The following is a 12,253-nucleotide window of genomic DNA, read 5'->3' as shown; positions in this document are numbered from 1 at the left end:
ATAAGATGTTACTCGTTATAATCCAAGGTCTGCCATAAAATCGTCGTCTGCCACATCTTCTGCTGGCGACTCAGCTTTTTTCGCAAGTTCTGCCTTTTTCGATCTCTGACTAGCGATGATATCATCCGGGTCTACAGCTTCTGTGATATCGTAATCGTGTAGCTTGATAAACTCAGTCTTGTCCATTGCCAGCTCCAGATAGAAAATATTCTGGCCCTGTGTGGTGAAGGTCACGCGGCGTGCCTGTGGCCTGTCCATGGTCGTATCGACCGATATCTGAACCTGCTTATTGATCGCCATCATTTTAGGCTGGTTCTGTGTGATAGAGGTATGCAGTTGCTCACGCACTTTGCTGGTGAAGTCACCCACGATCTGGTTCATCAGCTCCCCCATCACGTTGGATACGTCGTCTGACAAATGACTTTGTGCGATTTCACTCTCCGGCATACCCATTGAACGCATATAGTCCTGATACACTTCCATTGCAGCCTGGGCAGTAAAGTTGGTCACAACCAGACCGGTAAAACCGCCATCAAACAGGACAAAACAACCAATATCTGGACGCATACAGGTACGGGTGATCTTCTGTACCATTGCCGAATAGGCAATCTGATTGCCACTGGCCGAGGACAAAACCTCAGTCACTGAGTGACAAAGTGTGGATAGGATATCTTCTGTGCTGATCACTTTATTTTTCGCCATGTTGGTTCTCTAACTTACTTCTTATTGTTAATACTAGCCAAGCTACTCAATTTATCACTGACTATCTAGTATAAAATGCTAAAATAGCATGATTATTTTTTTCTAAGACAAATTGGACTAGCAGTGTGACGGGCAAAGACAGTATATATGCCACAGAGCAAGAAGTCAGAGACTTCACCTTCGACGCAAACGTAGTAGAAGTATTTCCGGACATGATCCAGCGCTCAGTGCCGGGTTATGCCACCATAGTCAGTACCATGGGCAAGCTGGCAGGACAGTATGCTCAGAGTAACTCTAACCTGTATGACTTGGGCTGCTCACTGGGCGCAGTAACCCTAAGTATGCGCCGTAATATCGATAAAGAAAACTGCCGCATTATCGCAGTAGACAACTCTTTGCCTATGGTTGAGCGCTGTCAGATGCATCTTAAGGGCTTTAAGTCCGATGTCCCGGTAGATGTGCAGCTGGGCGACATCAACGAATTAGCGATCGACAACGCCAGCGTCGTTGCTATGAACTTTACTTTACAGTTCATTCCTCAGGACCAAAGAGCCACGGTACTGGAAAAGATATACCAGGGACTTAAGCCTGGCGGTGTACTGTTGCTCTCTGAGAAAATCAAAGGCGAAAATGATATCAAAGACAATCTGTTAATTGATCTTCACCATGACTTCAAGCGACACAATGGCTATTCAGAACTCGAGATCAGCCAAAAACGTACTGCCATTGAAAACGTGATGCGTACTGACAGCCTGAGCGCCCACAGAAACCGCCTCGAGGAGATTGGGTTTACTCACACCCAGGTGTGGTATCAGTGCTTTAACTTCTGCTCCATGATTGCGATTAAATAAGAGAAAGACTATGAATTCCTGGTTTACCGATTTTTACGCCGCCATTGCAAAAAGCCCACTCAGCCACTGGCTGGAAACACTGCCAGCACAACTGTCTCATTGGCAAAAAGAAGCGCAGCATGGCGACTGGCCACAATGGGAAAAAGTATTAAAAAACCTGCCTGATTTACCTGCTGACCAGGTTGATATTCAGAGCAAAGTCTCTTTTACTCGCCAAACCCCCATTTCTGACGGGCATCAAAAGCAGCTGACACATCTGTTCAAACGCATGATGCCATGGCGCAAAGGTCCTTTTCATGTTCATGGTATCGACATAAACACCGAATGGCGCAGCGACTGGAAATGGGATCGCTTATTGCCTCATATCAGCGATTTACATGGCCGCAATGTGTTAGATATCGGCTGTGGCTCTGGTTATCACCTGTGGCGAATGCGCGGTGCGGGGGCTGAGTTTGTGGTGGGCATTGATCCTTCAGATCTGTTTTTGAGTCAGTTTCAGGCGATCAAACACTTTAATCCAGATCCCAACGTCCATCTGTTGCCGTTGGGTGTGGAGCAGCTCCCCGAGTTGAAAGCCTTTGACACGGTCTTCTCAATGGGTGTTCTGTATCATCGCCGCTCCCCCATTGACTTCCTGGCTCAGCTAAAAGCTCAGTTGCGCCCGGGTGGTGAACTGGTATTGGAAACTCTGGTCATCGAAGGTGATGTTAACACCGTCCTGGTACCCACAGATCGCTACGCAAAAATGCGTAACGTATGGTTCATTCCAAGCTGTGATGCGCTTGCTTTGTGGCTGCAACGCGTTGGCTTTAAAGACATACAGGTGGTCGACAAAGACGTGACCTCGCTGGATGAACAAAGACGTACCGAGTGGATGCAAACCGAATCGCTGGCCGACTTCCTGGATCCAAACGACCACAGTAAGACCATTGAGGGTTACCCGGCTCCGCTCAGGGCAATTATTGTCGCAAAAGCCTGATCATTAACCTGAACATTGGGCACAAAAAAGCCAGCATCTCAGCTGGCTTTTTTAATTTACTCTAAAGGCTAGCTTAGCCTAATAGCTCAGCAAGTTGCTGGCTTACCGCTTCAACAGCCTGAGTACCATCCAGTTTGTGGTACTGAGTATTGCCTGCATCCGCTTCAGACTGGTAGTAGCTTACCAGTGGTTTAGTCTGGTCGTGGTAGATACCAAGACGCTTGCGTACTGTTTCTTCTGTGTCATCAGCACGAATGATCAGATCTTCACCTGTCTGATCATCTTTGCCTTCAACTTTAGGCGGGTTGTACACAACGTGATAAACACGGCCAGAAGCTGGGTGCACGCGGCGACCGCTCATACGCTCTACGATGATTTCATCAGCAACGTCGAACTCGATAACGTGATCAACAGCAATGCCATTTTCTTTCATTGCATCTGCCTGAGGGATAGTACGCGGGAAGCCATCTAGCAGGAAACCATTCGCACAATCTTCTTTTGCAACGCGCTCTTTTACCAGACCAATGATGATGTCATCAGATACAAGCTGACCTGCATCCATCACTTTTTTGGCTTCCAGACCCAGCGGTGTACCTTCGCTGATCGCAGCGCGTAGCATATCGCCTGTTGAAATTTGTGGAATACCGTACTTTTCCATTAGAAATTGAGCTTGAGTGCCTTTACCTGCACCCGGCGCGCCTAGCAAAATAATGCGCATAGTGTGTTCCTCGTATGTGAGTTAACTGGATTTTAATTGTGTCGAATTTTTTCACATTGAGCTGGGATACTCAAGGGACTTAGACCAATTGTCTAGCGCTGATTGCTGCAGGACGAACAAAATTCGTCCACCAGGTCGCAATATTCGGATTAGCAAAGGCAACTGGTCAATTTAACTGCACCCGCTCTGGTAAATTTGTCAGCTGACTTTTCGTTTTACTGGTGCTGTGTTTGAAAAGAATTGAAATAGCCGCTCGCCTAATACGGAAAATGTCAGACCACAGAGGATCACAGCCCCACCAATCAACTCAAATGTGTCGACCTGCTCGTTCAGGATCACGCTGGCACTCACGATGCCAACCAAAGGAATGAGTAACGCAAACGGGGTAACTGCGGCAGCGCGATGCCTGCCAAGCAGCCAGCCCCATAGTGCAAATGCCAACAAAGTTGAAACAGGCCCCACATAAAGTAACGCCAGCCAGGTCTGTCCACTGCTGCTTAAAACAAGGTTTATCGGCGTATCGTTTTCAAGATAATAGGACAAGGCAAACAGAGGTAAAGGGACCACCACACTGACCCAGACCATGAAATGTAATAAGTTAACCTGCTGTAACTGCTTCATAATCAGATTCGACACCGCCCAGCTTAAGGCCGCGCACAGGATTAATACTATCCCCAGCAAAGTCACACTACCGGTTTGACTCATAAAGAACATGCCAAACCCACCGCACGCAATGACGGCGCCGACAATCTGAAACCGACTAGCTTGCTCTTTCAGTACCAGTGCGCTCAGTACAATCGTAAACACCACCTGTGCCTGAAGCAATAAGGAGGCAATGCCTGCTGAGGCATCACTTTCCATTGCAACAAATAACAAGCCAAACTTGATGACACCGAGAAACAAGCCAACCCCAAACACATGCCACACAGAGGTCTTTGGAAAGGGAATAAAAAACACGGCTGGAACTGCCACAATCAAAAAGCGCAAACCGGAGAATAAAATAGGTGGCAACTCTTCCAGTCCCAGTTTGATCACTGAAAAGTTAACCCCCCACACTGTCACCACTAATAGTGCACACATGATACTTTTAAAATCCATACTTCCTTCCTGCACCTGAGACGCCCCTCCCCTATTTCGGGTCCAAACTACAACGCTAGCACAGCTTCTAAAAGAAAATCAAAATGGGTTGGCGCACATAATTGCAACTAACAGAACAATAAACCTAACTGTCGCGAGTTTTTACTAAAAAGGTACATTCATGTAAAATTACCGAATACAACGACAATGCTATGCAAAAATCAAGCAAAATAAAAATTTTTAACCAAGTTTTATTGCAAAATTATTTCATTACATTGTAGAATGCACGCCCAACCGAATAGCAGCTTTTGCTGGCCTTTCATTTTTAAAATTCTTGTTAATAAAAGTCATGCAGTCCCCTTATGGTGATTGCTTTTTTGTGCGCGTCAATTTTATAAATGTCAAAAGCCAGCTCAGTGATAGCCATTCAACCCGGTTGGCGACTTCCCTCGCAGAAACCAACACACACGAGATTTAAAATTAACCGTTTCTAACTTGAGGAACATACATGAGCACCACAGCACGCAATCTTACTCCGATCGCAACCGCCATGGCACTGGCAATGGCCGGCTTATCTTCTGCCCCAGTTCTTGCAGAAGAAGCACAAGCTGAGAAATCAAAAATCGAAGCCATCACAGTAACCGCGACCAAACGTTCACAGGTTATCTATGAAGTACCGATCGCTATGAGTGCATTCTCAGGAGATGATCTGGATGCGCAAGGTATCTCTGACATCACTGATGTGGGCAAATTTGTTCCAAACCTGAATATTACAGGGTTTTCTGCAGGTCATAACTCATCTGCAAACCCATTTATTCGTGGTATCGGCTTGCAAGACCACCTGATCACCACAGATCCAGGCGTCAGCGTCTATGTAGATGGTGTTTACTTGGGTCGCCAGGTAGGTCAAAACTGGAACCTGGCTAACATCGAGCGCATTGAAGTACTGCGTGGTCCTCAGGGTACTCTGTATGGTCGTAACTCAATCGGTGGCGCCATTAACATCATCACCAAGCAACCAGATCAAGAAGCTGTGACTAAGGTGAGCGCAGAAACAGGCACACGTGGCCGTATTAAAGCAAGCATGTTCACTAACCAGGCTGTGACTGATGAACTGGCGTTCAACTTTAATATGGGCTTTAACCGCCGCGGTGGACTGGGTGAATTTACTAACCTGCCAAATGCTGAATACGATGTGGGTGAGAATCAGGAGTTCCATGGTCGTGTATCCGTTAAATACACACCTACCGATGATCTGCGTTTAGTTCTTACTGCTGACGCCAATGACGGTGAAGGTGGTACACGTCCATTTACTGTTTTAATTGATGAAATGCCGGAAGGCCGTTTATATAAAGCAGGCCTGCGCAACTCTATGGTCGCTGCCGACCCGTATGACAATGCAACCAGCAACATAGAGACAGCGACCGTTTCAAACAAAGCAAACGGTATCTCATTGACTGCCGAATACGACATCAATGCCGATTTTGGCACTAAATTCATCTTCAGTAAGCGCTCTTCTGAGTATAAAGCGGGCCTGGATGACGATGGTACAGCTATCGCGCTCGATCACTATCCAGAACGTGGTGAAGCAGATCAGACTTCTGTGGAACTTCAACTAACTGGCTACCTGGGCCGCGCGGATTTCGTAACTGGCCTGTACTGGTTTAACGAAGAGGGCAGCAACCGCCAGAGTTCAGATGAAGCAAGCTTTGACGGTGGTCCAACTAAACTCGAGTTGGATCAGGAAACCACTAGCCGCGCCGTATTTTTCAACCTGGGATATGACCTGACAGATGATCTGCGTCTGACCGGTGGTGTACGTTACACAGAAGATGAGAAAGAAGCATCAACTAACGTGTTTGACCCTGTCGGCACCATTTCTTCAAGCAAAGACTGGGATGAGATTTCATGGGAAGCCGCTGCCAACTATACCTTTGAAAATGGTCTGAACTGGTACGGTACGGTTCAAACGGGTTATCAGTCTGGTCAGTACCCTGCTCGTCCGTATTTCCTGATCGGTCAATTCTTCGGCGAAGGCGGTTTTGACAACCCAAATGCCGCGGCCGCTGTACGTGCTAATAATGCTTTCATGGCAAGTGAAAACATCAGTGCTATCAACTATGAAACCGGCTTTAAAGGTCAATTGACTGACGACTTCAGCATGAGTGTGGCGTTTTTCAATACAGAATATGAAGACCTGCCATACCAGGTGAATGTAGTAACGGACTCAGGATTCGACACAAACAACCTGATTGTTGAGCAAACTTCACGCGGTATCGAATTTGAAAGCACCTACTATGTTACAGACCGCTTTACCTTGCATTCAAGCTTCGGCTTCATGGATGTAGATGTAGAAGAACAAAATGGCATTAAGCCGGTTGCCCCGCTCACGCCTGAGTGGACTGCTTCTATCAGCCCATCTTATGAATTTGAACTGAGCAACAATGCAACCGTCAACACGCGTTTTGATATCTCATACCGCGACAGCATGTATGGTGAGCCAAGCTCAGATCCGCGTCGCATGACACAAATCGATGACCGTACCACAGTCAACTTTGATATCTCTTACGCACCAGCCAACACCAACTGGGATATTTCTTTGTATGGTCGTAACATCTTTGATGAGCGTTATGATGATGCACGCCTGAATACCGGTGACTATATCCTGGTGATCAAGAGCAATGATGCCAGCGAGTTTGGTGTTCGCTACCGCGCAACATTCTAACCAAAATAACCTCATACAGGCTGCCAGTTACTGACTGGTAGCCTGCCTTCCTTCCGTTGTTTACAATCATTCATCAATCACTGTTGTTTTCATAGCTAATAAGCACTAACATGCCGGCTTTTTGAACGAATGTGAGTAAACTTCAATATGAGATTCTTCCCCAATAAAAAGCTCTTCCTATGTGTCACTATGGCCCTGTCCCTTGCTGCATGCGGCGGCGGTTCCGACGCTGGCGATACTCCAAGCACTTCACTCAATGAAAACAGAGTGACTTATACAGAGCTTCCTTCTTTTATCGATGTGAACGAAGGTGAGGAAGTCACCCTCTCATTAAATACCACGGGCAACAATGCTAAAAACCTCACTTTTACCTGGACAGTACGTGGCGTAAATGGCGATGTGCCATTCACAGGCCAAGGCAGTGATACCATTAAATTCACCGCCCCGGAAGTCAGCCAACAATCCTCTTTGAGTATCTCCGTAAAACTGGAAGATTCCTCTAACGTGATAGGGTTTGTGAATCAATTTAGCTCTGTGTCAGTTGCTGATACAGATACTAACATCATTGCACCTCAACCAAATACTAGCAACGTTGTAGAGGCGCTTGATTTAAGCGTGCTCACTTTTGGTAGTACCTGGACAGAAACAGCACACCAATATATCAAAACGCAGCGTGATGACGGTGGGTTTAACAATGTGGTGGTTAAGCTCACTCGCCCTATGGATATTATCAATGTAGACCAAAATGATCCGGCATTTACTGCGCGTGTATGTGGTGAGCAGCAAAACAGCAGCGTCAAGATTGCCGAGTTCTACACGGATATTGACTGTACAGAAGGGACAGGCTCAACAGTACTCACTCAGAATGAGAACAGCTTTACCATTACCAGAATGTGTGGCGAAAACGTTGCGGCTACCAGCACATTCAAACACGTCAGCGACACCCAAAAAGACAGTTTTGGTCAGTTATCTGTCAACTTCACTAACTACCCTGAGTTGAGTGAAACAGCTCAAGTCTGCGGTATCATTGCGACGACGACTGTCGAAGCACTTGAAATCGGCGGTACTAACGTAGTGGACAGTGCCACAGCGACGATTTTGCGACTCGCCAGCGAATACGAAGGCAGCCCATTTTTATTGAAATTCGTTATGAATAACGCGCCAAACGCTCCATTTGCTTCAATTAGCAATATACAGGGTTTAGACCAAGAATATGCGCAACTCAGTACGCTTGTATTCCCGGAGATCAATGATCTTAAGAGCAGCTGGGGAAGCATTGATTTGGCGAGCGAGAACACGGACACATATATCAAAGCGGATTTTGACTTTACGCTGCCAATAAGCACGTTCAAAAACGAAGAGGTGACAGGTAGTTTTGAGCTTAAATTAGACTAGCCGTTGTATCACGACTCATCTCAAAACGCCGTATCTCAATGAGACACGGCGTTTTGGTTTATTGGTTGCCATTGCAACCACTTCAAGGGTTTACAGCGTTTTTTTCTTCGTTAGTTTCGTTTTATGACCCAGAATACGGATAGACCAGCCCTGTAACACACCAGCCTCAGGATTGTTCTCTACCTCACGAAGTTGACCCCCATTGACGAAATCGAAGAGCCCAAAAGTCCGAGTTTCATCACTCATATCTGTGATGTGTAACTTCCACTGGCCATTGCCTGCATTGGCTTTCTCATCCCAAAACTTGTAACTGAGCATCAAGTGATCTGTATAGCCATCCTGACTACCGGGTGACTGTTCTGGCAAGCCTAAATGCTGCCCTATCAAGTTATTAAAGGGTGACATCAGGATACTGCGGGTACCACTCGGTGATTCCAGCTCTACTTTCAAATCTGAAATACGTGCATGTCGTGCATTGAGTCGGATCTGAACGCCTTCAATAAACAAATCATCGGTTATATTAATGCTTGCTGTTGTCGTCTGGCTGGCATCATCCGCAATGGTTGCGTTCACAACGTCATTCAGCCCATACCAGGGCGTCTTAACCAACTCAGATGGGAGTTGTTCGATTGCATAACGGCGCACCAGCTCAGTCGCTTTGTCTACATCGATCAAGCCAAAACCATAGTAAGGCGAAAATAGATGCCCTGCTGCGTTAGTGCTCCACCCTTCAAATGCTGTAATACCATTCACATCGATGTCGGCGCGTGTCGGATCCACTTTTGTCGCTGTGCGTGCCAGGAGATGACGAATGTCGCGCGGTGTCAGATCGTGGCTCTGTTGCTGCGCAGCAGAAAGTAGTAACGCAATAGCGCCCGACGTATTCGGTGCCGCTGACGACGTACCATTCATTCGTACAGTAAAATCATCCTCGCCATTACAAGCGAAATTTGCATCAATGTTTTCCAGATACCAGGCACATGAAATACGCGTTGTCGCATGACCTGGGGTGCCTCTGTCCAGTCCACCAGGGGCGGTCAGAAACACATTACTTCCAACCGTCGAATAGTCTGACAACACACCATCAGCACTCAACGCACTAACGGTCAGGTTCCAGAAGTTCGCTGGAGTATAAAGTGAGTTGCCGTTTGTCCAGGGCAAACCATAATTGCCACCAACCGGAAAACTATAACCTAAAAAGCCTAGTCCAGTGTCTGTAAAATAGTGAACGCGAGAATCGCGATATGAATTTCCGGCTGCCTGTACATAGACTGCGGTGCGAGGATCCTGTTCAGTAGACAGAGAAACCGCTTCATAAATCTTTTCCTGCTCGGGTTGGCTGAACATCAGGATATCTTTACCCTGGCTATCCTGAATGGTTTTTGAAAAGGTATAAGGCAGGCTCACTGACGGGCTCATACCATAACTTTTATTAAAAATGCGGATCTGATCTGAAGTTGAATTATCCGTAAGGTCACCATCATAGCCATGGCTTATTTTCCACTGTTCATGACTTTCAAAGGTTCCGCCATAATTGGTAAATGCCGTGACCTTCGCCATTGGCGCGACCCCACGCACACCGATGTTGTTTTGAACCGCTGCAATTATTCCGGCCACCATAGTGCCATGATCGGCGCCCAAATCGGGCTGTGGATCAATTAAAGGATCGTCAATCGTATTGGCATCTAAGTCTGCGTGTTCCATGTCCACGCCAGAGTCCACGACTGCAACGAGAATATCCTGTCCTTTGTGACCCCAGATGTGCGTCTGCCATAAGTTCAGATCAATTCCTGATTGAGTATTTGCCAATACGCCCGAATTCAATAAGTTCCACTGTAATGCGAGCATAGGATCACCATTTGGATCAAGCCAACGGTGTTGATAGTCACGATCGGTTGTTGCGAAAGCACTTACACTGAGCAGTGAAGCTATAAGACAAGCAAGAGGCTGTTTCTTTATGTTCATTGTACAGTTCCTTTTATGGGTTCAAATCTATTACTAGCACCTCAACTTTCAAACTGTCAAGCACAAAAAAAACAGAACTCATTTACAATCAAACAAAAAAGGTAACAAAACTACCCAGAACCCCAATTTGTGAACTGAGTCGTAAAAACAATAAGCTTTGGCATGCAACAAGGTGAAAACCCGGATTGACAACGATCTATGTCACGAGCATAACGAGAGGAAGATAAGGCTGAGCGTCGACGCTGAAATTGCTCGCAGAGCACTTACTCTGCGAGCGGATATATTACGAGTGAACCTGTGTCGTTGCATTCACTTTTGGTTGTACATCTTCACCATAACCAAAAGTAACCGCAAGCACCAATACCACCGACGCAGCCAGCATCAACTTGCCGAATAACGGCAGACAGAATCGGAACCATAAATGATAAGGTACACCGGCCATTCCGATGATACCCATCAGTACTGCGTTGGTCGGAATGATCATATTAGAGAAACCATCACCAAACTGGTATGCAAGCACCGCAACCTGACGATACACACCAATGATGTCACCAACCGGTGCCATAAGCGGCATAGTTACATACGCCTGACCACTGCCCGAAGGAATAAACAAGTTCAACAAGGTTTGCATAATAAACATGCCAACTGCAGCCAGCTCAGCACCTAAATGTGAAAGCGGCGATGACATCGCATAAACCAAAGTGTGCAAGATCTGGCCATCTTCCATAATTAACGCAATGCCCCTTGCAACACCAATCAGAATAGCTGTGGTTGCCAGGTCTTTCACCCCTTCGATAAACTCATTTGCAGCACGATCAGCACCGATCTGGCCCACTAACGTAGTGAAAATACCCCAGGAGATAAACACCGCGCCGAGTTCATACAAATACCAGCCCTTTTGGGAAATACCCCAGACTGCCGTGATGATGGTGGCAACGAGGCCGAACAGGATCATTTGATGGCGCTTATTAAGCACCGGGTAATTTGCTTCCGCTGAGCCTGCTAGCGGGCAAGGCAAGCCTTTCGTCAGGGATAGCTCAGGATTTGCCTGTACTTTTTTGGCGTAGCTCCATACATGATGAAAGCCAATTAAAACAAACGGCAGGAAAATCGCCAGACGTAGCTCAATACCTGAATAAACCGGAATGTCAGCAACCTTTTGCGCCACCATCACTGTAAAGGGGTTAAAGGCTGATACACCATAGCCAATCCCATACCCTGCCACAACCATACCCACGGCGGTCATCGCATCCAGCCGCATAGCTTTACACAGTCCCACCAGAATTAGAACAAAGGGAATATATTCGCCCGCAGTACCAATCACACCGGATGCCAGTGCAAAACAAAACACCACCATAAAAATCAGAATATTTGGCTTATGACCAAACCGCTCGAGCAAGCGGCCAATCAAAGCATCAATGGTGCCCGTTGCACGTGCAATTGACAGAACACCACCAACAATGAAAACAAAGAAAATAACGTCTTGTGCAGCCGCAAATGCACGCGGAATAGCAACCAGGAAATCCATCGGTGTTAAATGAGTTTGTGCTTCAGCCAGTGCATAAGTGCCGGGCACGACAGCCTGACGGCCATTATCGAGCGTGACGGTGTCGAAGAAACCTTGCGGAACCAGCCAGGTCGCAATATATGCTACCAGCATCATAGACAACAGCAGGATGAGCGTATGAGGTACTTTAAACCCTTCTTTCATGTTATTTCTTTGTCGTTAATTAAAATTGTGCGCAGTGTAATAAAAATCAACCCTAAGGTGCAAACACCACGCGCCTAATAAACCAACTTTGGCGTTAAAAAAGGTAAACACACGGCTTGGATTAAAAAAG

The 12,253-nt window shown here is 46.6% G+C and carries 9 protein-coding genes; 4 read left to right on the top strand and 5 right to left on the bottom strand.

The annotated features are described in order from the left end of the window. Positions 1–15 precede the first annotated feature (15 nt). Positions 16–702, bottom strand: a complete 687-nt coding sequence (locus IY568_RS14040; protein WP_194867909.1) for a DUF3334 family protein — start codon at positions 700–702, stop codon at positions 16–18. A 125-nt stretch (positions 703–827) separates the two neighbouring features. On the opposite strand from IY568_RS14040, the gene cmoA reads away from it, so the two are divergent. Further along, entirely contained in the window at positions 828–1,553 is a 726-nt protein-coding gene (gene cmoA, locus IY568_RS14035; RefSeq protein WP_125561292.1) for a carboxy-S-adenosyl-L-methionine synthase CmoA, read from the top strand. A 10-nt stretch (positions 1,554–1,563) separates the two neighbouring features. Further along, a complete protein-coding gene (gene cmoB / locus IY568_RS14030) occupies positions 1,564–2,532 on the top strand; it encodes a tRNA 5-methoxyuridine(34)/uridine 5-oxyacetic acid(34) synthase CmoB (RefSeq protein ID WP_194867908.1) in 969 nt (322 codons plus the stop codon). Positions 2,533–2,605: 73 nt separating this feature from the next. On the opposite strand, the gene adk is transcribed toward cmoB, so the two are convergent. Both adk and IY568_RS14020 read right to left on the bottom strand, forming a co-directional pair. Beyond that, positions 2,606–3,250, bottom strand: a complete 645-nt coding sequence (gene adk, locus IY568_RS14025; protein WP_010385354.1) for an adenylate kinase — start codon at positions 3,248–3,250, stop codon at positions 2,606–2,608. A 198-nt stretch (positions 3,251–3,448) separates the two neighbouring features. Further along, positions 3,449–4,348, bottom strand: a complete 900-nt coding sequence (locus tag IY568_RS14020; RefSeq protein ID WP_194867907.1) for an EamA family transporter — start codon at positions 4,346–4,348, stop codon at positions 3,449–3,451. Positions 4,349–4,835: 487 nt separating this feature from the next. Here IY568_RS14020 and IY568_RS14015 point away from each other — a divergent pair, with 487 nt between their 5' ends. Both IY568_RS14015 and IY568_RS14010 read left to right on the top strand, forming a co-directional pair. Continuing rightward, positions 4,836–7,052 (top strand): TonB-dependent receptor, encoded by a 2,217-nt coding sequence (locus IY568_RS14015; protein WP_194867906.1) that lies wholly within the window; start codon positions 4,836–4,838, stop codon positions 7,050–7,052. A gap of 189 nt (positions 7,053–7,241) precedes the next feature. Further along, the gene (locus tag IY568_RS14010) at positions 7,242–8,447 is read left to right on the top strand and encodes a hypothetical protein (protein ID WP_194867905.1); all 1,206 of its coding nucleotides are present in this window, start codon (positions 7,242–7,244) and stop codon (positions 8,445–8,447) included. Positions 8,448–8,537: 90 nt separating this feature from the next. Here IY568_RS14010 and IY568_RS14005 read toward each other — a convergent pair whose 3' ends face one another. Further along, on the bottom strand, positions 8,538–10,412 hold the full coding sequence (locus IY568_RS14005; protein WP_194867904.1) for a S8 family serine peptidase: 1,875 nt from the start codon (positions 10,410–10,412) through the stop codon (positions 8,538–8,540). 283 nt (positions 10,413–10,695) lie between these two features. After that, positions 10,696–12,123: a YfcC family protein gene (locus tag IY568_RS14000; RefSeq protein ID WP_125561304.1), complete on the bottom strand. Its 1,428-nt coding sequence runs from the start codon at positions 12,121–12,123 to the stop codon at positions 10,696–10,698. Between the last annotated feature and the right edge of the window lie 130 nt (positions 12,124–12,253).

This window comes from Pseudoalteromonas sp. PPB1, from assembly GCF_015356275.1.
In the GTDB taxonomy this organism is placed as follows: domain Bacteria; phylum Pseudomonadota; class Gammaproteobacteria; order Enterobacterales; family Alteromonadaceae; genus Pseudoalteromonas; species Pseudoalteromonas rubra_D.
This window is presented reverse-complemented; position numbering and strand designations above follow the sequence as displayed.

Excerpts from the sequence above, each read along its gene's own strand:
- IY568_RS14040 (WP_194867909.1), bottom strand. The coding sequence starts at position 702 with ATGGCGAAAAATAAAGTGATCAGCACAGAAGATATCCTATCCACACTT.
- IY568_RS14000 (WP_125561304.1), bottom strand. The coding sequence starts at position 12,123 with ATGAAAGAAGGGTTTAAAGTACCTCATACGCTCATCCTGCTGTTGTCT.
- IY568_RS14010 (WP_194867905.1), top strand. The coding sequence starts at position 7,242 with ATGGCCCTGTCCCTTGCTGCATGCGGCGGCGGTTCCGACGCTGGCGAT.
- IY568_RS14005 (WP_194867904.1), bottom strand. The coding sequence starts at position 10,412 with ATGAACATAAAGAAACAGCCTCTTGCTTGTCTTATAGCTTCACTGCTC.
- adk (WP_010385354.1), bottom strand. The coding sequence starts at position 3,250 with ATGCGCATTATTTTGCTAGGCGCGCCGGGTGCAGGTAAAGGCACTCAA.
- IY568_RS14015 (WP_194867906.1), top strand. The coding sequence starts at position 4,836 with ATGAGCACCACAGCACGCAATCTTACTCCGATCGCAACCGCCATGGCA.
- IY568_RS14020 (WP_194867907.1), bottom strand. The coding sequence starts at position 4,348 with ATGGATTTTAAAAGTATCATGTGTGCACTATTAGTGGTGACAGTGTGG.
- cmoB (WP_194867908.1), top strand. The coding sequence starts at position 1,564 with ATGAATTCCTGGTTTACCGATTTTTACGCCGCCATTGCAAAAAGCCCA.